The organism is Streptomyces gottesmaniae (assembly GCF_031845845.1).
GTDB lineage: Bacteria > Actinomycetota > Actinomycetes > Streptomycetales > Streptomycetaceae > Streptomyces > Streptomyces akebiae.
Genome location: NZ_JAVRFJ010000064.1, coordinates 1 through 25,101 on the forward strand (window position 1 = coordinate 1; position 25,101 = coordinate 25,101).

The window sequence follows — 25,101 nt, forward strand, 5'->3', positions numbered from 1 at the left end:
TCGCCGTCCCGGCCCACCGGCCGGATGTCGTCCGCTTCGCCGTCCCGGCCCACCGAACCGGCGTCACCGCCGGACCGCCCCGGCCCATCGGCCCGCGACACTACTTCGCCGCGTCGGCCGCCTTCACCAGGGCGTCCTTGGTGACCGCACCCGCGTACACGGTGCCGTCGTCGGTGAAGAGGACGTTGATCAGCCGGGTCTTGAAGACCGTACCCGAGCCGAACTCGCCCTTGACCTGGTCGCCGAGGGAGTTCAGGAAGCCGTCGACCCGGGCGTCGCCGGACGAGTCGCCGCCACCGGTGGGCATACCGGCCTCGGACCCGCCGTCGAACACGGCGATGGTGCTCCAGCCCTTGCCGATGGTCTTCAGCCCGTCGAGCCCGCTCGCGAACTCCGCCTCGGAGCCCTTGCCGTCCTTGGCCTCACGGCCCTTGAACCCACCGTCCTTGAACTCACCGTTCTTGCCGGGCCCCTCGAACACGGAGTCGCCGGACCCGGACGCGTGGCCGCCCGACTTCTCGACCTCGTCGGCCTCGGTGACCTTCGCGCCCTTCGGCGGGGTGAAGTCGAACGTCGACGCGCTCGGCTTGCCGAAGTCGACCTTCGTGAAGCCCGCGTCCACGACGGCCGCGCCGCCGCTCGCCGGGGTGAGCGTGAACTTCAGCGGCAGGCCCGTCTTCGCGTCGACGGCGATGGAGATCGCCCCGACCGTGGAACCGGACTGCTTGGGCTTGACGACCAGCTTGTACGCGTCGCGCCCGGCGACCTGCGCGGTCCCGTCGACGGCCACGGACGTGGTGTCGTCGACGGCCTTCAGGGCCTCCTCGGCGAGCTGCTGGGGCGTGGCGGGCACGTCCTCGGCGGTGTCCGGGGCGCCCTTGTCACCCTTGCCGCCCTTGGCGTCCTTGTCCGCGCCTTCCTTCCCCTCGCCCTCCGGGCCGGCGCCGGTCGCGTGGTACACCTCGTTCGAGGCGCTGTCGTACGCCCACAGGTCGTCGCCGTTGTGGATGACGCTGTACTCGGCGGCCTCGTCCAGCAGCGACAGCTTCTGCTTGTCGGGGCCGTCGGCGGCGATCCGCAACGTGTGGGTGCCGGAGGCGAGTTCGAGAAGCTTGGAGGAGGGGTCCGCGGAGGAGCCGCCGTCGCCGCCGGGCGCGGCCTGCGCCCCCAGGCTGTCCGCCAGGCCGCCCAGGTCGGGCAGGCCGAGATCCGTGGTGATCTTCACCGTCCCGGACACCTGCTGCACGTCCGAAGCGGCGATCTTCTCGATGAGTTCCTGCGCGCTGATCTTCGGCAGATCGGGGTCACCGGAGCCGGCGAAGGCCGGGACGAGCCCGATGGTCGCGGCCGCCACGCCCAGCACGGTGACCGGGACGACGTACCGCGCGGCCTTGCGTCGCCGTGCCGAGCGCGCCTCCTCGGCCGCGAGCGCGGCCGTGTCGCCGGACCGGGCGCTGTCGTCGGTTTCGTACGGTGCCATGTGTGCCTTACCTCCGTCGTCGGCGGCGGCGTCTACTCTCAGCCGCCATTCTCACCCGAATCGGTGAGGAGTGGTGATACCCATCTGACCAAATCGGCCGGAGGGAATCGTCAGACTCGGGACTCAACTCCACGTACTGCTACGGGATGACATGGCGACCCGTCAGGGATGACATGACGGGGCGGCACCTCCCCACAGCCCATGGAGGCGACGCCGACGGGCGGGATCGCGCCCCCTAGGGGACGCCGACGCTCACTCCTGGAGGGCGGCGGGGTCCGGGGCTCGCGTCAGAGGGCCGGCCTCAGAGGGCTGACCTAAGGGGGCCGGCCTAAGCGGGGCTCGACTCAGGGGGCACCCGGCGCCGGGTGATCAACCGGCGCGGTGCACCACGGCGTCGCACAGCTCCACCAGCGCCGCCTTCGCGTCGCACTCGGGGAGGGGGGCCAGCACGGCGCGGGCCTCCTCCGCGTACCGGATGGTGTCGCGGCGGGCCTGCTCCAGGGCGGGGTGGACGCGGAGCCGGGCCAGGGCCTCGGCGTGGCGGGCGTCGTCGGTGAGGTCGGAGTCGAGCAGCTCGCACAGGGCGATGTCGTCCGCCAGCCCCAGCCGGCCCGCCCGCTCGCGCAGCCGCAGCACCGGCATGGTCGGCACGCCCTCGCGGAGGTCCGTGCCGGGGGTCTTGCCCGACTCGTGCGAGTCGGAGGCGATGTCGAGGACGTCGTCGGCGAGTTGGAAGGCGACACCGAGCCGCTCCCCGTACTGGGTCAGCACGTCGACCACGGTCTCGTCGGCCCCGGCCATCAGTGCGCCGAGCCGTCCGGCGACCGCGACCAGCGACCCGGTCTTGCCGCCCAGCACGTCGAGGTAGTGCTCGATGGGGTCGCGTCCGTCGCGCGGCCCGGCGGTCTCCAGGATCTGTCCGGTGACCAGCCGTTCGAAGGCCTCGGCCTGGATGCGGACGGCGTCGGGGCCGAGGTCGGCGAGGACGTGGGAGGCGCGGGCGAAGAGGAAGTCGCCGGTGAGGACGGCGAGCGAGTTGTCCCAGCGGGCGTTGGCACTCGGCACGCCCCGGCGCACCTCGGCCTCGTCCATCACGTCGTCGTGGTACAGCGTGGCCAGATGGGTCAGCTCGACCACGACCGCCGAGGGCACGACACCCGGCGCGTACGGGTCCCCGAACTGCGCCGCGAGCATCACCAGCAGCGGACGGAACCGCTTCCCGCCCGCGCGCAGCAGATGCTGGGCGGCCTCCTGGATGAAGGGGACCTCGCTCTTGGTCGCCTCCAGCAGACCCTCTTCGACGGCCGCCATTCCGGCCTGGACATCGGCTTCGAGAGCCTGGTCCCGCGCGCTCAGCCCAAATGGCTCGACGACGGTCACGAGGGTTCTCCTGTCTGCTGACGTCTACTGACGGTCACACGGTCACACGGTCGGTCTGGGTCGCTCTCACGGTCGATGACACAGTTTGTCGATCTGTCGCTGCCATCACCCGAGTCAGCGTATCCGGTCACCTTTCGATCACCACGAGCGCCCACGGGTCGACGCGCGTACGGCACCCGCGCGAGACCCGCCCCGGGTCCCCGCTCCGCCGCCGGAGAAGCCGGAGACCCCCGGAGGTCCCCGGTACACCACCGAAGGCGTCCCTAAACCCCCGGTCCGAGTTGACCGATTTGCCGTAAAGCGAGCACTTCACCCGACTCCTCCCGTGAGTTGAGTCACCCGCCCAGCCTGGGGCAACCTTCCGGCGCCGGGCGGACTTTCCCTTTGCGGTAGGCAAGTTGACCCAGGAACACGCATCGGCAATTGCCGCCGAATCACACCAAAGTCAAGGTCAACTAGACCTACCGGCCAAACCGGGACTTGTTCCGATCGTGTGCTCTCGCATACGTTCACACCCCGTCCGGACGGACCGCCGAATCCTGCCGCCGCCCGGACCCCCACCCATTGACCACTCATCCACGCACGGCAGGAGCGGGGGACCCAGGTAAGCGCCGGTCCGGCATTTCCCCCATCGGACCGGCTCGGGGTGAAGCCACGCGCAGTACGCCCGGCGGACGCGGCACGCACAGCGACCGCCCGGGCGACGCACGTGGCCGGGCATCTCCAGCCCGAACCCGACAGCTCACCTCGCAGGCGACGGAGAGGAACTTGCCATGCCCGCACGAGGCAAACACCGCCGTCCCAGAAGCAACGCGTTCACCCGTGGCGTGCTCGCCGCCGGAACGGGCGGGGCCGCCCTGGCCCTCCCGCTCACGGTCGCCACGACCGCGAGCGCCGCCACCCCGGCCCAGGCCGCCGGCTCCGTCCAGTCGGCCGCGCAGTCCGCGCCGGCGGCCGCGCAGACCAAGTCCACGACCTACACCGTGGTCTCCGGCGACACGCTCTCCTCCATCGCCCGGGAGCACCGCACCAAGGGCGGCTGGCAACGGCTCTACAAGGACAACCGCGCGGCCGTCGGCGACAACCCGGCCCTGATCCGTCCGGGCCTGAAGCTGAAGGTGAACGGGACGAAGGCGGCCACGGCGAAGAAGTCGTCGACGGCCTCGCAGACCTCCACGGCCACGCAGGCGTCGGTCAAGACGTACGCGAACAACCTCGACGGCTGGATCCGCGAGTCGCTGGACATCATGGCGCAAAAGGGAATCCCCGGGACATACAACGGGATCCACCGCAACATCATGCGTGAGTCCTCGGGCAACCCGCTGGCGATCAACAACTGGGACTCCAACGCGGCAGCGGGCACCCCGTCGAAGGGCCTCCTCCAGGTCATCGACCCGACCTTCGCCGCGTACCACGTGTCCGGCACCCCGTACGACCCGTACGACCCGGTCGCGAACATCACGGCGGCCTGCAACTACGCCGCCGACCGGTACGGCTCGATCGACAACGTGTTCGGCGCCTACTGAGCCCCACCCACTCCGCACTCGTTCCCCTGGGCCGGCGGGCCCAGGGGAACGTTTGTTCAGTGGAACAGCCGGTCCAGCACGACCGCGATCCCGTCGTCCTCGTTGGAGAGGGTCACCTCGTCGGCCACGGCCTTGAGTTCGGGGTGGGCGTTGGCCATGGCGACGCCGTGCGCGGCCCAGTCGAACATCGGGATGTCGTTGGGCATGTCACCGAAGGCGATGGTCTCGTCCGGGGACAGACCGAGATGGTCGGCGGCCAGCGCGAGACCCGTCGCCTTGGTGATGCCGCATGGCTGGAGTTCGACGGTGCCGGGCCCCGACATGGTGACCGTCGCCAGCGAACCGACCGCCATCCGCGCCGCCGAGGCCAACTCGTCGTCCGACAGATAGGGATGGCGCAGCAGCACCTTGCTGATCGGCTCGCACCACAGGTCGTCCCGGCGCGGCACCCGCACCGCGGGCAGCGTGGGGTGCGGCATGAGGTAGCCGGGCTCGATCAGGGTGAGGCCGTCGACGCCGTCCTGGTCGACCGCCGCGTACACCTGACCGACCTCCGCCTCGATCTTGCCGAGCGCGGTCTCGGCGAGTTCCCTGTCCAGGGTGACCGACCAGAGCAGCCGGTCCGCGCCGGGGTCGTACAACTGCGCGCCCTGTCCGCACACCGCGAGCCCCCTGCTGCCGAGGTCGTCGAAGAGGGGGCGCACTCTCGGTGCCGGCCGTCCCGTCACCACGAGGTGCTGGGCCCCGGCCTCCGTGGCCCGCGCCAGCGCGGCGAGGGACCGGTCGGAGAGCGTGTCGTCACTGCGCAGGAGCGTTCCGTCCAGGTCAGTGGCGATGAGTGAATATGCGGTGGGAGCGGCCATGATCAGAGAATACGGATGCCGCGCCCCATCGGTTCGACTCGAACCGGACGACGTCCGGCGTCCCGACCGCCCCACGGCACCCGTACGTCAACACCCTTTGCCCGAACGCGGGTTCAGCGGGACGAGGGGGCCTGCGCCCCTTGAGCCGACCGCAGGCCGGGAAAGGGGCGCGGGGAACGGCGCGATCAGCCACGACCGACCCGCACCCCGTCACGAAGGACCCGCACCCCGCCACGCACCGCCCCACCCGAGCTCACGCCGGACCCGTCTCACCCATGGGCCGCGGCAAGATGCCGAGCCAACCGAGGCGAGGCGAACTCCGTCCCGCACACGAACCGCATCACCGGCCCGTACGACGCCGCCGCAGGCAACCCCGTGAAGTACAGCCCCGGGATCGACGACCGGAACCCCGCCCCCAGCACCGGCGTCCCCCGGCTCACCGCCAGCTCCGTACGGAGCTCATGGCCGAGGAACCCCATCGACGCGAGGTCCACCCGGTACCCGGTCGCGGCCATGACGTGATCGGCGCCCAACTCCGCCGTACGGCCGTCGTGCTCGCGCACCACCAGCAGGGGGCGTCCGTCGATGACGCCGGCCCGCACCACCCGGTCCACCTCCCGCACCTCCACGCGCCCGTCGAACCGGTCCCGCAGCCACCACGCGCCCAGTGGCCCGAGCACCCGGCGGACCAGGTAGTGCCGGGTGGCCTCGGGCAGATACCGGTACGGCTGCGGGTGGTAACTGAGCGCCCACAGCGACCAGGCCCGCCCGAACGGCGACTCGGGGCGCATCCTCGGCTGCTTCCACGGGGGCGCGCCGAACGCCACGGCCCCCCGCCCGCGCGCGACGACCCGCACCCGCGCCCCCGCCTCGGCCGCCAGCACCGCCGCCTCCAGGGCGGACTGCCCCGCGCCCACGACGATCAGTTCCCGGTCCTTGAACCGGCTCAGGCCGGCGTGCTGGGAGCTGTGCGAGACGGGCCCCATGGGGGTGGGGCCGTCCGCGGCCGCGCCCGCCAGCTCGGCCGGCAGGTGCGCCAGCCCGAACAGCCCGCTCGCCACGACGACGGCCCGAGCCGCGAACAACTCCCCCGAGTCCAGCTTCAGTTCGAAGCCGCCGCTCTTGATCCGGTCGACCGAGACCACCCGGACCCGTTCCAGGTCGGGCACGAGCCGCTGCTGGAACCACTCGCCGTAGGAGATGAAGGTCCCGACGGGGATGATGTCCTCGTCCGTCACCAGCCGTCGGATCCCCGCCGCGTCGCAGTAGTCGGCGAGCGTGTGGCCCTGCTGCGGGGCGTCGATGCTCGACGCCGCCGGTGTCGACTTCAGCAGCATTCCGGCGGGCATGTTGTCCCGCCAGCTCACCATGGGTTCACCGAAGACTCGGACCGCAATGCCGTGCGCCCGCAGGTGCGCGGCGGTGGACAGACCGAACGGCCCGGCACCGATGACTGCTACCGGTTGAATCACGAAGTCCCTCCCCAGGACGCTTCATGCCTACTTCGTGTGGTCACGTGTGCCGGTGCCCTGCGGGCAGGGCTCAGGGGCGCACGTGTGCGTTGCCGAGGCGGTTGGCCCGCCACAGCTGGTAGAGATGCTTCGCGCCCGGTCGCACGAAGCGCGCGAGCATCGTGAGGAACGGCAGCGGGTCGTCACCCGCGAGCCAGGCCAGCTCCGTACCGCTCGCGCGCGGCGGCGCGTGCGGTGTGGTGTAGCCGCTGCGCCGGTAGGCGAGCAGGGCCGGCAGATCGATGTTCTCCACGATGTACCGCCGCCCGGCGAGCTGTTCCCCCTCCGGCACCGGACGCCCGGTCAGATCGAGGTGCATGGCGCGTACGACGTCGATCCCGGCCTCGTTCTCGAACAGCCGGAACTGCGCGCCCATCCGTGGATTGAAGTCCAGCAGCTTGTAACGCCCGTCCCGCCGGTCGAACCGCAGATCGAGGTCGATGATCCCCGTGAACCCGATCTGCTTGATGAAACGGGCGGCGATGTCGGCGAGTTCGGGGTTGTCGACGACGTACGCGTTCGCCGTCATCCCCGCGTGCGGCGGCCACGACCGCACCTTCACCCCGGTGAACATCGCGAGGGGGGTGGAGTCCGCGTCGAAGTAGGCGTGCACGATCCAGTCCTCGGCGTCCTCCCGGGGCAGGTACTCCTGGAGGATCACCCCGGGCCGGTCGCCCCAGCCGCGGGCCAGCCGCAGCAGGCACTGCCGGTCGGCGATGCGGGTCGTCCCGTTCACCGCGGGCTGCCTGCGCCGCTCGAACGCCTCCCGGTTCTTGGCCACCACGGGGAAGCGGGCCCGTTCGGCGAACCGTTCCACGTCCTCGTACGACTGCGGGAACGAGCTGACGGGGCTCGCGATGCCGTGCTCCACGCAGAGTTCGTGCAGCCCCTGCTTGCTGGCGAGGCGGCGCGGGAGCTTCCCGTCGACGCGGGGGAAGAGGAAGCGGGTCGCCAACTCCTCCTGGTGCTCGGCGATGAGGACCGCGGCCTCCTCGTCGGTGGGGATGAGCACGGCGGGCCGCCCTATCCGCCGGCCGATGCGCAGCAGTCCCTCCACCAGCCACGCGGGCTCCTCCGTCCCGGTGGTCGGCCACACGAACGCGCGCCGCAGATAGCGCGAGGCGGCGGCCGGTGTGTAACGGTCCTCCGTGATCGCGTACATCGGCACGCCGAGCCGGCCCAGGCTGCGGATGGCTCCGACGCCGCCGTGGTGCAGCGGATAGTCGCCGAGCTTCACGACGAGCCCCGGAACGCCTCGGTCCGCCTGAATCGGCGCACCCCAAGCACCCATGGCCACGGGTCCCCCCACGTGTCCCCCCTACCGGACCCGGACCCACCCCGTCCGTGCCCCCCAGAGGACGCTAAGCCGGAACCTTTCCTTCCGACCCTCCCCTATCAGGACATTGCGAACTCTTTAGACACTCCCCGATCTTCGCACCGCCCCGTAACGTGAGCCGCGACCAGAGGTACGACGGAACGCACGAGAGCGAGGCAGCACCCGATGCCCCCCTTCGATGTCACCGACGATGTCCCCGAAGGTCACCCCTTCGGCCCGCACAACCTCCCCTACGGCGTCTTCTCCCTCGACGCGTCCGACGCCCCCTCTGCCGGTGCCCGGACCGCCGGCGCCCGTACGGTCGGTGTCCGTCTCGGCGACCACGTCCTCGACGCCGCGGCGGCGGCGCACGCCCTCGGTTCCCCGTACGCCGCGCTGCTGGCGCACCCCACGCTGAACCCCCTGCTGGCGGCGGGGCGCACGGCCTGGTCGGACCTGCGGCGGGCGTTGACGGCGTGGCTCACGGTGCCCTCGCACCGGGAGACGATCGCGCCGCACTTCCACGCACTGTCCTCGGTGACGCTGCACCTGCCGTTCGAGGTGGCCGACTACGTCGACTTCTACGCCTCCGAGAACCACGCCCGGAACGTCGGCAGCATCTTCCGCCCCGACGCGCCGGATCCGCTGACGCCCAACTGGAAGCATCTGCCGATCGGTTACCACGGCCGGTCCGGCACGGTCGTCGTGTCCGGCGAGGACGTGGTGCGGCCGGCCGGGCAGCGCAAGGCGCCGGCCGATCCGGAGCCGGTGTTCGGGCCGTCCGTACGGCTGGACATCGAGGCGGAGGTCGGGTTCGTGGTCGGGGTGCCCTCCGAGCGGGGGCGGCCGGTGGGGCTCGGGGACTTCCGCGACCACGTCTTCGGGGTGTGTCTCCTCAACGACTGGTCGGCGCGCGACCTCCAGGCCTGGGAGTACGTTCCGCTCGGGCCGTTCCTCGGGAAGTCGTTCGCGACGTCGGTCTCGGCCTGGGTCACACCGCTGGAGGCGCTGGAGGAGGCGCGGGTGTCGCCGCCGGAGCGTACGCATCCGCTGCTGCCCTACCTGGACGACTCCGCCCCGGACATCGATCCCGGGGGGTACGACCTGCGGATCAGCGTCGCGGTCAACGGGCATGTCGTCTCGGAGCCGCCCTTCGCCACGATGTACTGGACGGCCGCGCAGCAGTTGGCCCATATGACGGTGAACGGCGCGTCGCTGCGTACGGGCGATCTCTACGGCTCCGGCACGGTCAGCGGGGCCGCCCCCGACCAGCGGGGCTCGCTGCTGGAACTCACCTGGAACGGGCGCGACCCGCTCGACCTCCCCACCGGCAGGCGCACGTTCCTGGAGGACGGCGACGAGGTGACCCTCACGGCATGGGCTCCCGGACCGAGCGGCACGAAGGTGGGGCTGGGCGAGGTCAGGGGGCGGGTGGTGGGGGGCCGGGCGTAGGTCCCCGCGCGTCGGTACCGGCCGCGCCCGGGTCAGATCACACGGAACAGGTCGGCGACCCGTGGGGCACCGACGGCCACACCGAAGACACGGAACCCAGCACGTGTGGCCTCGTGCCAGGAACGCATCCACTCCGGGGTGACACCGCGGGGGTGGTTGATCCGCTCGTTGAGACAACCCAGCGTCTCGCAGCGTCACCACCAGGGTGCGGACCACGTCGGCCCGTTCGTAGAAGCGTTCCGACAGCTCCCCCGTGATCGTCCGCAGCTTCTCCGCCGTGTCCTGCGCGTCCGCTACGCCCAGTCGTCCGGCTCGGGTTCCGGCTCGTCGTCCGGCCAGTCGAAGGCGCCTGCGTCAGCCGAGTCGTCGCCTGCCGGGCCCTTCGCCCCGTCGGAGACGGCGGCCGAAGGTCCGTCCACGGCCCCGCCCGTCGACGCCAGCACCCCCAGCACCCCCTCCCCGTACGTCGCGAGCTTCTTCTCGCCGATCCCGCTGATCGTGCCGAGTTCGGCGACGGAGGCGGGGGCCATGGCCGCGATCTCGCGGAGGGTGGCGTCGTGGAAGATGACGTAGGCGGGGACGCCCTGTTCGCGGGCCTGTTCGGCGCGCCAGGCGCGCAGGGCCTCGAAGACGGGGAGCAGGTCGTCGGGGAGTTCGACGGCCGCCTTCGCCTTGCGTTCGCCCCGGCCGGAGCCCGACGACCCGGAGCCGCCGGACGTCGACCGCGTGGTCGCCGGCTTCTTCGGTTCCTTGCGCAGCGGCACGTCCCGCTCCCGCCGCAGCACCGCCCCGCTCTCCTCGGTGAGCACCAGCGTGCCGTACTCGCCCTCGACCGCGAGGAGCCCTTGGGCGAGCAACTGCCGCACGACGCCCCGCCATTCGCCCTCGGCCAGTTCCTCGCCGATGCCGAAGACGGAGAGCTGGTCGTGGTCGAACTGGATGACCTTCGCGGTCCGCCGCCCCAGCAGGATGTCGACGATCTGCACGGCGCCGAACTTCTGCCCCCGCTCGCGCTGGAGCCGCACCACCGTGGAGAGCACCTTCTGCGCGGCCACGGTGCCGTCCCAGGTCTCCGGTGGGACGAGGCAGGTGTCGCAGTTGCCGCAGCCCTCGGCCTGGGGCTCCTGGCCGAAGTACTGGAGCAGTTGGCCGCGCCGGCACTGGGCCGTCTCGCAGAGCGCCAGCATGGCGTCGAGGTGGGCGGCGGCCCTGCGGCGGAACGCCTCGTCGCCCTCGCTGCCCTGGATCATCTTCCGCTGTTGTATGACGTCGTTCAGGCCGTACGCCATCCAGGCCGTGGACGGCAGTCCGTCGCGGCCGGCGCGGCCGGTCTCCTGGTAGTAGCCCTCGACGGACTTCGGCAGGTCGAGGTGGGCGACGAAGCGTACGTCGGGCTTGTCGATGCCCATGCCGAAGGCGATCGTGGCGACGACGACGAGCCCCTCCTCACGCAGGAACCGTGACTGGTGCGCCGCGCGCGTGCCCGCGTCGAGGCCCGCGTGGTACGGCACCGCCTCGACGCCGTTCTTGCTGAGGAACTCGGCGGTCCGCTCGACGGAGTTGCGCGAGAGGCAGTAGACGATGCCGGCGTCGCCCGCGTGCTCCTGGCGCAGGAAGGACAGCAGCTGCTTCTTCGGGTCGGCCTTGGGCACGATGCGGTACTGGATGTTGGGCCGGTCGAAGCTGGCCTCGAAGTGCCTGGCCCCGGGCATGTCCAGCCGCTCGGTGATCTCGCGGTGCGTGGCACGGGTGGCGGTGGCGGTGAGGGCGATGCGCGGCACGTCCGGCCAACGCCGGCCCAGCAGGGAGAGGGAGAGGTAGTCGGGCCGGAAGTCGTGGCCCCATTGGGAGACGCAGTGCGCCTCGTCGATCGCGAAGACCGAGATCTTGCCGCGCCCCAGCAGATCCAGGGTGGCGTCGAGCCGCAGGCGCTCCGGTGCGAGGTAGAGCAGGTCCAGCTCGCCCGCGAGGAACTCCGCCTCGACCACGCGCCGCTCGTCGAAGTCCTGCGTGGAGTTCATGAACCCGGCGCGCACGCCCAGGGCCCGCAGGGCGTCCACCTGGTCCTGCATCAGCGCGATCAGCGGGGAGACCACGATGCCCGTACCGGGCCTGACCAGGGACGGGATCTGGTAGCACAGGGACTTGCCCCCGCCGGTCGGCATGAGCACGACGGCGTCGCCGCCCGCGACCACATGCTCGATGACGGCTTCCTGCTCGCCCCGGAAGGCGTCGTATCCGAAGACACGGTGGAGCACGGCCAGCGCCTCGCCGTCCCCGCGCGGCCCGGCCGCCGCGCCCTCGTCCGCCCTCACACCCGTCACGTCCGTCACGTCCGTCCCGATCATCGTCCGTCCCCCGCGCCCTTGCGTCCTGTGCCGCCCGTGCTTCCTCCAGCCCTTGCCACGATAGGCGCCCGCACCGACAGCCTCAGAGTTATCCACAGGCTCCACCCGCAGGGGGCGGCCCCGGGGCCCGAAAACCCCGACGGGACCCGGCCTCTTCCGAAGCCGGGTCCCGCCACGTTCGCACACATTTCGAACAATTGAGCGGATCCCTATCGCACGAAGACGCCCGCCTGCCCCGCCAGATCCAGGAAGTACTGCGGCGCGACACCGAGCACCAGGGTGACGACGACCCCGACCGCGATCGCGGTCATGGTCAGCGGTGACGGCACGGCGACCGTCGGCCCCTCGGGGCGCGGCTCGCTGAAGAACATGAGCACGATGACGCGGATGTAGAAGAACGCGGCGATGGCCGAGGAGATCACACCGACCACGACGATCGCGCCCGCGCCGCCTTCCGCCGCCGCCTTGAACACGGCGAACTTCCCCGCGAACCCGGAGGTCAGCGGGATGCCCGCGAAGGCCAGCAGGAAGACCGCGAAGACGGCCGCCACCAGGGGGGACCTGCGGCCGAGCCCGGCCCACTTGGACAGGTGCGTGGCCTCGCCCCCCGCGTCGCGCACCAGCGTCACCACGGCGAACGCGCCGATGGTCACGAAGGAGTAGGCGCCCAGGTAGAACAGCACGGACGAGACACCGTCGGGTGAGGCCGCGATGACACCGGCGAGGATGAAACCGGCGTGGGCGATCGAGGAGTAGGCGAGCAGCCGCTTGATGTCGGTCTGGGTGATGGCGACGATCGCGCCGGCCAGCATGGTGACGATGGCGACGGCCCACATGACCGGCCGCCAGTCCCAGCGCAGGCCGGGCAGGACGACGTACAGGAGCCGGAGCAGCGCGCCGAAGGCCGCCACCTTGGTCGCGGCGGCCATGAAGCCCGTGACGGGCGTGGGCGCCCCCTGGTAGACGTCCGGGGTCCACATGTGGAACGGCACCGCGCCGACCTTGAAGAGCAGGCCCATGACGAGCATGGCGGCGCCGATGAGCAGCAGCGCGTCGTTGCCCATGGTCTCGGCGAGGGCGGGGTTGATGTCGCTGATGGTGCCGTCGACGACCTGGGCGATCGTCGCGTACTTCACCGAGCCCGCGTAGCCGTACAGCAGTGCGATGCCGAAGAGGGTGAAGGCGGAGGCGAAGGCGCCGAGGAGGAAGTACTTGACCGCCGCCTCCTGTGACATGAGCCGCTTGCGGCGGGCCACGGCGCACAGCAGGTAGAGCGGGAGGGAGAAGACCTCCAGCGCGATGAAGAGGGTCAGCAGGTCGTTGGCCGCCGGGAAGATCAGCATGCCGCCGATCGCGAAGAGCAGCAGCGGGAAGACCTCGGTGGTGGTGAACCCCGCCCTGACGGCGGCCTTCTCGCTGTCGCTGCCGGGCACGGAGGCGGCCTGGGCGGCGAAGGAGTCGACCTTGTTGCCGTGCGCCTCGGGGTCGAGGCGGCGTTCGGCGAAGGTGAAGACGCCGAGGATGCCGGCGAGGAGGATCGTCCCCTGGAGGAACAGGGCCGGTCCGTCCACGGCGATGGCGCCCATGGCCGCGATGCCGGCCTTGGTGGTGCCGTATCCGCCCGCCGCGAGCGCGACGACCGCGGCGAAGGAGGCCGCGAGGGCGACGACGGAGACGAACACCTGGACGTGGTAGCGGAACTTGCGCGGGACGAAGGCCTCGACCAGCACTCCGACGATCGCCGCGCCGATGACGATCAGAGTGGGCGACAATTGCCCGTATTCGATCTTCGGCGCCTCGATCTTGGTGATCGGGTCGGCCGCGGTTGTCCACAGGCTGTGGACGGCTGATGCGCTCACTTGGCCGCCTCCACCTCGGGCTGGGGGTCCTTCTTCTGGACGTCGGACATGGTGTGCTCGACCGCCGGGTTGACGATGTCGGTGACCGGCTTCGGGTAGACGCCGAGGAAGATCAACAGCACGACCAGCGGGGCGACCACCACGAGCTCCCGCACCCTCAGGTCGGGCATCCCCTCGACCTCGGCCTTCACCGGGCCCGTCATCGTCCGCTGGTAGAGCACCAGGGTGTAGAGGGCGGCGAGGACGATGCCGACGGTGGCGATGATCCCGACCACCGGATAGCGCGCGAACGTGCCGACCAGGACCAGGAACTCACTGACGAACGGGGCGAGTCCGGGCAGCGACAGCGTCGCGAGGCCACCGATCAGGAAGGTGCCGGCGAGGACCGGCGCGACCTTCTGCACCCCGCCGTAGTCGGCGATGAGCCGGGATCCGCGCCGGGAGATCAGGAATCCGGCGACCAGCATCAGGGCGGCGGTCGAGATGCCGTGGTTGACCATGTAGAGCGTCGCACCGGACTGGCCCTGACTGGTCATCGCGAAGATGCCCAGGATGATGAAGCCGAAGTGCGAGATCGACGCGTACGCCACCAGCCGTTTGATGTCGCGCTGGCCGACGGCGAGCAGCGCCCCGTAGATGATGCTGATCAACGCCAGGACGAGGATCGCGGGCGTCGCCCACTTGCTGGCCTCGGGGAACAGTCCGAGGCAGAAGCGGAGCATCGCGAAGGTGCCGACCTTGTCGACGACGGCCGTGATGAGGACGGCGACCGGGGCGGTGGATTCCTGCATGGCGTTGGGCAGCCAGGTGTGCAGCGGCCACAGCGGGGCCTTCACGGCGAAGGCGAAGAAGAAGCCGAGGAACAGCCACCGCTCGGTGGTCGTCGCCATCTCCAGGGAGCCGTTGGCACGGGCCTCGGCGATCTCCGGGAGCGAGAAGTTCCCGGCGACCACGTACAGGCCGATGACCGCGGCCAGCATGATCAGACCGCCGACGAGGTTGTAGAGGAGGAACTTCACGGCGGCGTACGAGCGTTGCGTGGACGCCGCCTCCTCGCCGTGCTCGTGGGCCCGGTCCCCGAAGCCGCCGATGAGGAAGTACATCGGGATGAGCATGGCTTCGAAGAAGATGTAGAAGAGGAAGACGTCGGTGGCCTCGAAGGAGATGATCACCATCGCCTCGACGGCCAGGATGAGGGCGAAGAAGCCCTGCGTCGGCCGCCAGCGCTTGTTCCCGGTCTCCAGCGGGTCGGCGTCGTGCCAGCCCGCGAGGATGATGAACGGGATCAGCAGGGCGGTGAGCCCGATCAGCGCCACCGCGATGCCGTCGACGCCCAGTTCGTACCGCACGCCGAAGTCCGCGATCCAGGCGTGGGACTCGGTGAGCTGGTAGCGGTCGCCACCGGGGTCGAAGCGGAACGCGATGATCGCGGCGAGCACGAGCGTGCCCAGCGAGACGACCAGCGCCAGCAGTTTCGCGGCGTTGCGCCGCTGGGCGGGGACGGCGGCCGTGGCGATGGCCCCGAGGGCCGGGAGCGCCGCCGTCGCTGTCAGCAGAGGAAAGGACATCGGTATCAGACCGCCCTCATCAGCAGGGTCGCGGCGATGAGGATCGCAGCGCCGCCGAACATCGAGACCGCGTACGAGCGGGCATAGCCGTTCTGGATCCGGCGCAGCCGCCCGGACAGGCCGCCCATCGAGGCCGCCGTGCCGTTGACGACGCCGTCGACCAGGGTGTGGTCGACGTAGACGAGGGAGCGCGTCAGGTGCTCTCCGCCGCGTACGAGGACGACGTGGTTGAAGTCGTCCTGGAGCAGGTCGCGCCGGGCGGCCCGGGTGAGCAGCGATCCGCGCGGGGCGACGACGGGGACGGGCTTGCGCCCGTACTGCAGCCAGGCGAGGCCGACACCGACGACCATCACGGCGACGGTGGCCGAGGTGACCGCCGCGGCGCCGATCGGCGGGTGGCCGTGCGCGTGGTCGGTGACGGGCTCCAGCCAGTGGATGAAGCGGTCGCCGATGCTGAAGAACGCGCCGCCGAAGACCGACCCGACGGCCAGCACGATCATGGGGATCGTCATGACCCTGGGCGACTCGTGGGGGTGCGGTTCCGCGTGCGCGCCGTGGTGCTCGGCGGCGGGCTCCACGTCCGGCTCGGCCGGGGAGGCCGTGGGCTGGTTGCGCCAGCGCTCCTCGCCGAAGAACGTCATCAGCATCACGCGCGTCATGTAGAACGCGGTGATGGCCGCGCCCAGCAGGGCCACGCCGCCGAGGATCCAGCCCTCGGTGCCGCCCTTGGCGAAGGCCGCCTCGATGATCTTGTCCTTGGAGAAGAAGCCGGACAGGCCCGGGAAGCCGATGATGGCGAGGTAGCCGAGGCCGAAGGTGACGAAGGTGACCGGCATGTACTTCCGCAGGCCGCCGTACTTGCGCATGTCGACCTCGTCGTTCATGCCGTGCATGACCGAGCCGGCGCCGAGGAACAGCCCGGCCTTGAAGAAGCCGTGCGTCACCAGGTGCATGATCGCGAAGACGTAGCCGATGGGGCCGAGGCCCGCGGCCAGCACCATGTACCCGATCTGCGACATCGTCGAGCCGGCGAGGGCCTTCTTGATGTCGTCCTTCGCGCAACCGACGATCGCACCGAAGAGGAGCGTGACCGCGCCGACGACGGTGGTGACGAGCTGCGCGTCCGGGGCGCCGTTGAAAATGGCGGCGGAGCGGACGATCAGGTAGACACCGGCGGTGACCATGGTCGCGGCGTGGATCAGGGCGGAGACCGGGGTCGGGCCCTCCATCGCGTCCCCGAGCCAGGACTGCAGCGGCACCTGGGCGGACTTGCCGCAGGCCGCGAGCAGCAGCATCAGGGCGATCGCGGTGAGCGTGCCCTCGCTCGTCTCGCCGACGGCGCCCAGGACCGGCCCGAAGGCGAAGGTCCCGAAGGTGGTGAACATCAGCATGATGGCGATGGACAGGCCCACGTCGCCGACGCGGTTGACCAGGAAGGCCTTCTTCGCGGCGGTGGCGGCGCTGGGCTTGTGCTGCCAGAAGCCGATCAGCAGGTACGAGGCGAGACCGACGCCCTCCCAGCCGACGTACAGCAACAGGTAGTTGTCGGCGAGGACCAGCAGCAGCATCGCCGCGAGGAACAGGTTCAGATAGCCGAAGAAGCGGCGTCGGCGCTCGTCGTGCTCCATGTACCCGATGGAGTACACGTGGATGAGCGAGCCGACTCCGGTGATCAGCAGGACGAACGTCATCGACAACTGGTCGAGCTGGAAGGCGACGTCGGCCTGGAAGCCCTCGACGGGAATCCAGCTGAACAGGTGCTGGCCGATCTCGCGGTGTTCGGCGTCCTTGCCGAGCATGTCGACGAAGAGGACGGCGCCGATGACGAAGGAGGCGGCGGCGAGGGCCGTGCCGATCCAGTGGCCGACGGCGTCCAGGCGACGGCCGCCGCATAGCAGGACGGCCGCTCCGAGCAGGGGCGCCGCGACCAGCAGCGCAATCAGGTTCTCCACGATTCTTCCGACCCCTTACAGCTTCATCAGGCTGGCGTCGTCGACCGAGGCCGAGTGGCGGGACCGGAACAGCGACACGATGATCGCGAGTCCGACCACGACCTCCGCGGCGGCGACGACCATCGTGAAGAAGGCGATGATCTGGCCGTCGAGATTGCCGTGCATCCGGGAGAAGGCGACCAGGGCGAGGTTGCAGGCGTTGAGCATCAGCTCGACACACATGAACACCACGATCGCGTTCCGCCGGATCAGGACGCCGGTGGCGCCGATCGTGAACAGGAGGGCGGCGAGATACAGGTAGTTGACGGGATTCACTTCGATGCCTCCCCGCGCTTGGGGCCGTTCCCGCTGTTGGTGCGCTCCAGGCGGTCCTCGGCGCGCTGCTCCAGGGCCTTGAGGTCGTTCAGCGCCTCGGTCGACACGTCACGGATCTGGCCCCGGTCCCGCAGCGTCTTGCTGACGGTCAGCTCGGACGGCGTGCCGTCGGGCAGCAGGCCCGCGATGTCGACCGCGTTGTGCCGGGCGTAGACGCCGGGGGCCGGCAGCGGCGGCAGGTGCTTGCCCTCGCGTACGCGCTGTTCGGCCAGCTCGCGCTGGGTCTTGGCGCGCTCGGTGCGCTCCCGGTGGGTGAGGACCATGGCGCCTACGGCGGCCGTGATGAGCAGGGCGCCGGTGAGTTCGAAGGCGAACACGTAGTCGGTGAAGATCAGGGCCGCGAGGCCCTCCACGTTGCCGCCCGCGTTCGCCGTGCCCAGGCCGTTGAACTCCGTCAGCGCGGCGTTGCCGATGCCTGCGGTCAGCAGGATGCCGAAGCCGAGGCCGCACAGGAGGGCCAGCCAGCGCTGGCCCTTGATGGTCTCCTTCAGGGAGTCCGCCGCGGTGACGCCGACGAGCATCACCACGAACAGGAACAGCATCATGATCGCGCCGGTGTAGACGACGATCTGCACGACGCCCAGGAAGTAGGCGCCGTTGGCCAGGTAGAACACGGCCAGGATGATCATGGTGCCGGCGAGGCAGAGCGCGCTGTGCACGGCCTTCTTCATGAAGACGGTGCACAGGGCGCCGATGACGGCGATCGTGCCGAGCACCCAGAACTGGAAGGCCTCACCGGTGGACGTGGTGTAGGCGGCGAGTTGCTGCGTCATGGGCGGATCACCTTCTCCGACGCCGGTTCGTCCGCACCGGAGGTGGAGGCGGCCTCCTGGGGCTTCTCGCCCTTGGAGGTGGCGACCTGACGCTCCGTACCGGGCGCTGCCTCGGTGACCAGACCCCGGTAGTAGTCCTGCTCGTCGGCGCCGGGGAAGATCGAGTGGGGCGAGTCGACCATGCCCTCCTCCAGACCGGCGAGCAGCTGCTCCTTGGTGTAGATGAGGTTGGCGCGGCTGGAGTCGGCCAGCTCGAACTCGTTGGTCATGGTGAGCGCGCGCGTGGGGCAGGCCTCGATGCACAGGCCGCACAGGATGCAGCGGGCGTAGTTGATCTGGTAGACGCGGCCGTACCGCTCGCCCGGGGAGTAGCGCTCCTCGTCCGTGTTGTCGGCGCCCTCGACGTAGATGGCGTCGGCGGGGCAGGCCCAGGCGCACAGTTCGCAGCCGACGCACTTCTCCAGGCCGTCCGGATGGCGGTTGAGCTGGTGCCGGCCGTGGAACCGCGGGGCCGTGGTCTTCTCCTGCTCCGGGTACTGCTCGGTCAGCCGCTTCTTGAACATGGCCTTGAAGGTCACGCCGAAGCCGGCGACGGGGTTCTGGAACCCCTGCTTGTTCTCTTTCGGCTCCTCAGCCATCGGACGCCTCCCTCCCATTCGAAGATCCGTCACTGTCAGTATCGGACCCGCCACTGACAATCAGCTCCCGCTCCCGGCGCGGGCGCCTGCGCGGCACCGGCGGGAGGGTCTGTCCGGGCAGGGGCGGCACGGGGAATCCGCCGGCCATCGGGTCGAAGCCGGCCGGTTCGGCGGGCTGGTCCTGCGCCTCGCGCCGGTCGCGGAACATGTCGGCGACGACGGACAGCAGGAAGAGGACGATGACGGCGCCGAGGACGTACAGCGCGATCTCGGCGAAGTCGTAGTTCTCGTTCCTGAGGGTCCGCACGGTCGCGACGAGCATCAGCCAGACCACGGAGACGGGCAGGAGGACCTTCCAGCCGAGCTTCATCAGCTGGTCGTAGCGGACGCGTGGGAGGGTGCCGCGCAGCCAGATGAAGAAGAACAGCAGCAGCTGCACCTTCACCACGAACCAGAGCATCGGCCACCAGCCGTGGTTGGCGCCCTCCCAGAAGGTGCTGATGGGGTAGGGAGCCCGCCAGCCGCCGAGGAACAGCGTCACCGACACGGCGGAGACGGTCACCATGTTGACGTACTCGGCGAGCATGAACATCGCGAACTTGATCGACGAGTACTCGGTGTTGAAGCCGCCGACGAGGTCGCCCTCGGACTCCGGCATGTCGAACGGGGCGCGGTTGGTCTCGCCGACCATGGTCACGATGTAGATGACGAACGAGACCGGCAGCAGCACGATGTACCAGCGGTCCTGCTGCGCCTCGACGATCGCGGACGTCGACATCGACCCGGAGTAGAGGAAGACGGAGGCGAACGCGGCGCCCATGGCGATCTCGTAGGAGATCATCTGCGCACAGGAGCGCAGGCCGCCCAGGAGCGGATAGGTGGAGCCGGAGCTCCACCCCGCGAGGACGATGCCGTAGATGCCGACCGAGGCGACGGCGAGGATGTAGAGCATCGCGATCGGCAGGTCGGTGAGCTGCATCGTGGTGCGCTGGCCGAAGATCGAGATCTCGTTGCCGGCGGGCCCGAAGGGGATCACCGCGATCGCCATGAAGGCCGGGATGGCCGCGACGATCGGCGCGAGGACGTAGACGACCTTGTCCGCGCGTTTGACGATGACGTCTTCCTTGAGCATCAGCTTGATGCCGTCGGCGAGCGACTGGAGCATGCCCCAGGGGCCGTGCCGGTTGGGGCCGATGCGCAGCTGCATCCAGGCGACGACCTTGCGCTCCCACACGATGGAGAACAGCACGGTGATCATCAGGAAGGCGAAGCAGAACACCGCCTTGACGACGACCAGCCACCAGGGGTCGCGGCCGAACATCGAGAGGTCCTCAGCGGCGATGAAGTACGCGCTCATGCCTCCACCTCCTCGGGGGCCTCGGCTGCGAGCGTCGCGGGGCCGATACGGACGAGTGCGCCGGGCAGCGCCCCCGTGTCGGAGGCGACGCCCGAACCGGTGGAGTTCAGCGGCAGCCAGACGACGCGGTCGGGCATCTCGCTGATCAGCAACGGCAGTTCGACGACCCCGGCGGGGCCGCTGACCGCGAGGGCGTCGCCGTTCTTGACGCCGACCTCGGCGGCCGTGGCGGCGGACACGCGCGCGTGGGCGGCGTGCCGGGTCCCGGCGAGCGCCTCGTCGCCGTCCTGGAGACGGCCCTGGTCGAGCAGCAACCGGTGTCCGGCGAGGACGGCCTCCCCGGCGGCCGCGCGCGGCGCTCCGGCCGCGACCTCCACCGGCTCGTTGGCCCTCGCCCCGTCCCACGCCCCGAGGCGGTCCAGCTCCGCGCGCGTGGTGCGCAGGTCCGGCAGCCCCAGGTGGACGTCCATGGCGTCGGCCAGCATCTGCAGGACGCGGCCGTCGGTGGGGGCCACCGGGCGGGTCATCTGGTCGGGCTTCAGCGCGGCCTCGAACATCCGCACGCGGCCTTCCCAGTTGACGAAGGTGCCCGCCTTCTCGGCGACGGCGGCGACCGGGAGGACGACGTCCGCCCGGTCGGTGACCTCGCTGGGCCGCAGTTCCAGCGACACCAGGAAGCCCACCGCGGACAGTGCCTCACGCGCGCGTGCCGGGTCGGGCAGATCGCCGACTTCCACACCCGCCACCACCAGGGCCCCGAGCTCTCCGGTGGCGGCGGCCTCGACGATCTGCCCGGTGTCCCGGCCGTAGCGCGCGGGGAGTTCGCCGACGCCCCAGGCGGCGGCGACCTCCGCGCGTGCGCGCGGGTCGGTGGCCGGGCGTCCGCCCGGCAGCACGGACGGCAGCGCGCCCGCCTCGACGGCGGCGCGCTCGCCTGCCCTGCGCGGGATCCACACCAGCTTCGCGCCGGTCAGCGACGCGGCCCGGACGGCGGCGGTGAGCCCACCCGCGACAGCGGCGAGGCGCTCACCCACGACGATCACGGCGCCCTCGGTGCGCAGCGCCTCGGCGGCCCTGGTGCCGTCGTCGTCGAGGCCGAAGCCACTCGCGAGGGCGTCCAGCCACTCGGTCTCGGTGCCGGGCGCGGCGGGCAGCAGAGTGCCGCCGGCCTTCGTGAGGCCCCGGGTGGCGTGCGTCGCCAGCGAGAACACCCGCTGCTTGTGCTTGCGCCAGGCCTTGCGCAGCCTCAGGAAGACGCCGGGCGCCTCCTCCTCGGCCTCGAACCCGACCAGCAGGACGGCGGGCGCCTTCTCCAGCGAGGTGTAGGTGACGCCCGTACCGTCGAGGTCGCGGCCGCGTCCGGCGACGCGGGCGGCCAGGAAGTCGGCCTCCTCGCCGCTGTGCACGCGCGCGCGGAAGTCGATGTCGTTGGTGTCGAGGGCCACCCGCGCGAACTTGCTGTACGCGTAGGCGTCCTCGACGGTGAGCCGGCCGCCGGTCAGGACGGCGGCCCGGCCACGCGCCGCGAGGAGCCCCCGGGCGGCGACCTCCAGGGCCTCCGGCCAGGAAGCGGGCTCCAGGACGCCCTCGGCGTTGCGGACGAGCGGAGTGGTCAGCCGGTCCGGGCGCTGCGCGTAGCGGAACGCGAAGCGGCCCTTGTCGCAGATCCACTCCTCGTTGACCTCGGGGTCGTCGGCCGCGAGGCGTCGCATGACCTTGCCGCGCCGGTGGTCGGTGCGGGTGGCGCAGCCGCCGGAGCAGTGCTCGCAGACGGACGGCGAGGAGACCAGGTCGAAGGGGCGGGAGCGGAATCGGTACGCCGCCGAGGTCAGCGCGCCGACGGGGCAGATCTGGATGGTGTTGCCGGAGAAGTACGACTCGAAGGGGTCGCCCTCGCCGGTGCCGACCTGCTGCAGGGCGCCCCGCTCGATCAGTTCGATCATCGGGTCGCCGGCGACCTGGTTGGAGAACCGGGTGCAGCGGGCGCACAGCACGCACCGCTCGCGGTCGAGGAGCACCTGCGTGGAGATCGCCACGGGCTTCTCGTACGTCCGCTTCCTGCCCTCGAAGCGGGACTCGGAGTGGCCGTGCGACATGGCCTGGTTCTGCAGCGGGCACTCGCCGCCCTTGTCGCAGACGGGGCAGTCCAGCGGGTGGTTGATGAGCAGGAGCTCCATCACACCCTTCTGGGCCTTCTCCGCGACCGGGGAGGTGAGGTGCGTCTTGACGACCATCCCGTCCGTACAGGTGATCGTGCAGGACGCCATGGGCTTGCGCTGGCCCTCGACCTCGACGATGCACTGGCGGCACGCGCCGGCGGGGTCGAGGAGGGGGTGGTCGCAGAAGCGGGGGATCTCGACGCCGAGCTGTTCGGCGGCCCGGATGACCAGGGTGCCCTTGGGCACGCTGATCTCGATGCCGTCGATGGTCAGCGAGACGAGATCTTCCGGCGGGACCGCCGCCTCCCCGCCCCCGGAGGGAGCGCTGGTGGTCACGGTCATGCGTTCACCTCCGCGTGCTTGTCCTTGTCGGCCCAGGCGGTCGATTTGGCCGGGTCGAACGGGCAGCCCCGGCCCGTGATGTGGTCCTCGTACTCCGCGCGGAAGTACTTGAGGGAGGAGAAGATCGGCGAGGCGGCGCCGTCGCCGAGGGCGCAGAAGGACTTGCCGTTGATGTTGTCGGCGATGTCGTTCAGCTTGTCGAGGTCGCTCATGACGCCCTTGCCGGCCTCGATGTCGCGCAGCAACTGGACCAGCCAGTAGGTGCCTTCGCGGCACGGGGTGCACTTGCCGCAGGACTCGTGGGCGTAGAACTCGGTCCAGCGGGTGACGGCCCGGACGACGCAGGTCGTCTCGTCGAAGCACTGGAGGGCTTTGGTGCCGAGCATGGAACCGGCGGCGCCCACTCCCTCGTAGTCGAGAGGGACGTCGAGGTGCTCGTCGGTGAACATCGGGGTCGAGGAGCCGCCCGGCGTCCAGAACTTGAGGCGATGGCCGGGCCGCATGCCGCCGCTCATCTCCAGCAGCTGGCGCAGGGTGATGCCGAGCGGGGCCTCGTACTGGCCGGGGGAGGCGACATGGCCGCTGAGGGAGTAGAGCGTGAAGCCGGGGGACTTCTCGCTTCCCATCGACCGGAACCATTCCTTGCCCTTGTGCAGGATGGCGGGAACCGAGGCGATCGACTCGACGTTGTTCACCACAGTGGGACAGGCGTAGAGGCCTTCCACAGCGGGGAAAGGGGGACGCAGTCGGGGTTGACCACGGCGGCCTTCGAGCGAGTCGAGCAGTGCGGTCTCCTCACCACAGATGTACGCGCCGGCGCCGGCGTGCACGGTGATGTCGAGGTCGAGTCCGCTGCCCAGGATGTTCTCGCCGAGGAAGCCCCCCTCGTAGGCCTCGCGGACGGCCTCGTGCAGCCGCCGCAGGACGGGGACGACCTCACCACGCAGGTAGATGAAGGCATGCGAGGACCGAATGGCGTAGCACGCGATGATCATGCCCTCGATGAGGCTGTGCGGGTTCGCGAAGAGGAGCGGAATGTCCTTGCACGTTCCGGGCTCCGACTCGTCGGCGTTGACAACGAGATAGTGCGGTTTTCCATCACCCTGGGGAATGAACTGCCATTTCATTCCGGTCGGGAATCCCGCGCCGCCACGGCCGCGCAGCCCCGACTCCTTGACGTACGCGATGACGTCGTCCGGTGACATGGCCAGCGCCTTGCGCAGTCCCTCGTACCCGTCGTGCCTGCGGTAGACGTCGAGCGACCACGGCCTGTCCTCGTCCCAGAAGGCCGACAGCACGGGTGCGAGCAGTTTCTCCGGGCTGCTGCCCTTGATCTCGGGTGCCAACGTCATCACTCCCCCTCCTCGGCGGTGGGCCCGGCCGGGTGGGCAGGGTCGGAGGCCGATGTCTCCTGCGGCGCGTCGTGCGAGCTGAGGTGCTCCCCGGGTGACGGCTCGTGCACCCTGTCCTGCGGCTCGTCGTGCGGGCCGCCGTCCCGTGGGTGGACCACGCGCGCGGGTCCGGCCTCTCCCCTGGCCAGGCGGAGGCCGACCAGCGAGGCGGGTCCCGCGCCGCCGCTCGCCTCGACGGCGCCGGGCCGCTCGTCGGGGAAGCCGGCGAGGATCCGCGCGGTGTCCTTGAAGGTGCACAGCGGCGCCCCGCGCGTGGGCCGGACCTCGGTTCCCTCGCGCAGGTCGTCGACGAGTCGCTTGGCGCTGTCGACGGTCTGGTTGTCGAAGAACTCCCAGTTGACCATCACGACCGGCGCGAAGTCGCAGGCCGCGTTGCACTCGATGTGTTCCAGGGTGACCTTGCCGTCGCCGGTGGTCTCGCCGTTGCCGACGCCGAGGTGGTCCTGGAGCGCCTCGAAGATCGCGTCGCCGCCCATCACCGCGCACAGGGTGTTGGTGCAGACGCCCACCTGGTAGTCGCCGGAGGGCTTGCGGCGGTACATGGAGTAGAAGGTGGCGACCGCGGTGACCTCGGCCGTGGTCAGGCCGAGCACCTCGGCGCAGAACCGCATGCCGGTGCGGGTGACATGGCCCTCCTCCGACTGCACGAGATGCAGCAACGGCAGGAGGGCGGACCGGGAGTCCGGGTAGCGGGCGACGACCTGGGCCGCGTCCCGCTCCAGCCGGGCTCGAACGTCGTCCGGGTAGTCGGGCGCGGGCAGTTGCGGCATGCCCAGGCTGACGCCCTCGGG

The 25,101-nt window shown here is 70.5% G+C and carries 18 protein-coding genes and 1 riboswitch; of the genes, 2 read left to right on the plus strand and 16 right to left on the minus strand.

The window, feature by feature from the left end; translation table 11 throughout:
* Positions 1-100: 100 nt before the first annotated feature.
* Both RM704_RS42435 and RM704_RS42440 read right to left on the minus strand, forming a co-directional pair.
* Positions 101-1,480 (minus strand): LolA family protein, encoded by a 1,380-nt coding sequence (locus tag RM704_RS42435; RefSeq protein ID WP_033528271.1) that lies wholly within the window; start codon positions 1,478-1,480, stop codon positions 101-103.
* A gap of 369 nt (positions 1,481-1,849) precedes the next feature.
* Positions 1,850-2,860, minus strand: a complete 1,011-nt coding sequence (locus tag RM704_RS42440) for a polyprenyl synthetase family protein (RefSeq protein WP_033528270.1) — start codon at positions 2,858-2,860, stop codon at positions 1,850-1,852.
* Positions 2,861-3,419: 559 nt separating this feature from the next.
* Positions 3,420-3,631, plus strand: a riboswitch (cyclic di-AMP (ydaO/yuaA leader).
* A gap of 2 nt (positions 3,632-3,633) precedes the next feature.
* On the opposite strand from RM704_RS42440, the gene RM704_RS42445 reads away from it, so the two are divergent.
* Positions 3,634-4,386 (plus strand): LysM peptidoglycan-binding domain-containing protein, encoded by a 753-nt coding sequence (locus RM704_RS42445; RefSeq protein WP_033528269.1) that lies wholly within the window; start codon positions 3,634-3,636, stop codon positions 4,384-4,386.
* Between the two features lie 56 nt (positions 4,387-4,442).
* On the opposite strand, the gene RM704_RS42450 is transcribed toward RM704_RS42445, so the two are convergent.
* From RM704_RS42450 to RM704_RS42460, 3 genes are all read right to left on the minus strand, one after another.
* Positions 4,443-5,249 carry a Cof-type HAD-IIB family hydrolase gene (locus tag RM704_RS42450; RefSeq protein WP_033528268.1) on the minus strand — a complete coding sequence of 269 codons (807 nt, stop codon included), beginning with the start codon at positions 5,247-5,249 and terminating at the stop codon, positions 4,443-4,445.
* Positions 5,250-5,518: 269 nt separating this feature from the next.
* Complete coding sequence (locus tag RM704_RS42455) at positions 5,519-6,721, minus strand: NAD(P)-binding domain-containing protein (protein WP_033528267.1); 1,203 nt, start codon at positions 6,719-6,721, stop codon at positions 5,519-5,521.
* Positions 6,722-6,791: 70 nt separating this feature from the next.
* The gene (locus RM704_RS42460) at positions 6,792-8,051 is read right to left on the minus strand and encodes a carboxylate--amine ligase (protein WP_033528266.1); all 1,260 of its coding nucleotides are present in this window, start codon (positions 8,049-8,051) and stop codon (positions 6,792-6,794) included.
* A 210-nt stretch (positions 8,052-8,261) separates the two neighbouring features.
* Here RM704_RS42460 and fahA point away from each other — a divergent pair, with 210 nt between their 5' ends.
* Positions 8,262-9,527 carry a fumarylacetoacetase gene (fahA, locus tag RM704_RS42465; protein ID WP_033528265.1) on the plus strand — a complete coding sequence of 422 codons (1,266 nt, stop codon included), beginning with the start codon at positions 8,262-8,264 and terminating at the stop codon, positions 9,525-9,527.
* A 293-nt stretch (positions 9,528-9,820) separates the two neighbouring features.
* Here fahA and recQ read toward each other — a convergent pair whose 3' ends face one another.
* The 11 genes from recQ to nuoE form a co-directional block, all read right to left on the minus strand.
* Positions 9,821-11,875 carry a DNA helicase RecQ gene (gene recQ / locus RM704_RS42470; protein WP_033528264.1) on the minus strand — a complete coding sequence of 685 codons (2,055 nt, stop codon included), beginning with the start codon at positions 11,873-11,875 and terminating at the stop codon, positions 9,821-9,823.
* 209 nt (positions 11,876-12,084) lie between these two features.
* Positions 12,085-13,734 carry an NADH-quinone oxidoreductase subunit NuoN gene (gene nuoN / locus RM704_RS42475; protein WP_033528263.1) on the minus strand — a complete coding sequence of 550 codons (1,650 nt, stop codon included), beginning with the start codon at positions 13,732-13,734 and terminating at the stop codon, positions 12,085-12,087.
* The gene (locus tag RM704_RS42480) at positions 13,731-15,302 is read right to left on the minus strand and encodes an NADH-quinone oxidoreductase subunit M (RefSeq protein ID WP_033528262.1); all 1,572 of its coding nucleotides are present in this window, start codon (positions 15,300-15,302) and stop codon (positions 13,731-13,733) included. Before RM704_RS42480 ends, nuoN begins: the two co-directional genes overlap by 4 nt.
* 5 nt (positions 15,303-15,307) lie before the next feature.
* Positions 15,308-17,254: an NADH-quinone oxidoreductase subunit L gene (gene nuoL, locus RM704_RS42485; RefSeq protein WP_033528261.1), complete on the minus strand. Its 1,947-nt coding sequence runs from the start codon at positions 17,252-17,254 to the stop codon at positions 15,308-15,310.
* Positions 17,255-17,269: 15 nt separating this feature from the next.
* On the minus strand, positions 17,270-17,569 hold the full coding sequence (nuoK, locus tag RM704_RS42490; protein ID WP_009310327.1) for an NADH-quinone oxidoreductase subunit NuoK: 300 nt from the start codon (positions 17,567-17,569) through the stop codon (positions 17,270-17,272).
* Positions 17,566-18,402, minus strand: coding sequence for an NADH-quinone oxidoreductase subunit J (locus RM704_RS42495; RefSeq protein ID WP_033528260.1), 837 nt, complete (start codon positions 18,400-18,402; stop codon positions 17,566-17,568). Before RM704_RS42495 ends, nuoK begins: the two co-directional genes overlap by 4 nt.
* The gene (gene nuoI, locus RM704_RS42500) at positions 18,399-19,040 is read right to left on the minus strand and encodes an NADH-quinone oxidoreductase subunit NuoI (protein ID WP_033528259.1); all 642 of its coding nucleotides are present in this window, start codon (positions 19,038-19,040) and stop codon (positions 18,399-18,401) included. Before nuoI ends, RM704_RS42495 begins: the two co-directional genes overlap by 4 nt.
* Positions 19,033-20,397, minus strand: a complete 1,365-nt coding sequence (gene nuoH, locus RM704_RS42505) for an NADH-quinone oxidoreductase subunit NuoH (protein ID WP_033528258.1) — start codon at positions 20,395-20,397, stop codon at positions 19,033-19,035. Before nuoH ends, nuoI begins: the two co-directional genes overlap by 8 nt.
* Entirely contained in the window at positions 20,394-22,898 is a 2,505-nt protein-coding gene (locus tag RM704_RS42510) for an NADH-quinone oxidoreductase subunit G (RefSeq protein ID WP_033528257.1), read from the minus strand. Before RM704_RS42510 ends, nuoH begins: the two co-directional genes overlap by 4 nt.
* Positions 22,895-24,250 (minus strand): NADH-quinone oxidoreductase subunit NuoF, encoded by a 1,356-nt coding sequence (gene nuoF / locus RM704_RS42515; RefSeq protein ID WP_033528256.1) that lies wholly within the window; start codon positions 24,248-24,250, stop codon positions 22,895-22,897. Before nuoF ends, RM704_RS42510 begins: the two co-directional genes overlap by 4 nt.
* Complete coding sequence (nuoE, locus tag RM704_RS42520) at positions 24,250-25,080, minus strand: NADH-quinone oxidoreductase subunit NuoE (protein WP_052146129.1); 831 nt, start codon at positions 25,078-25,080, stop codon at positions 24,250-24,252. Before nuoE ends, nuoF begins: the two co-directional genes overlap by 1 nt.
* Between the last annotated feature and the right edge of the window lie 21 nt (positions 25,081-25,101).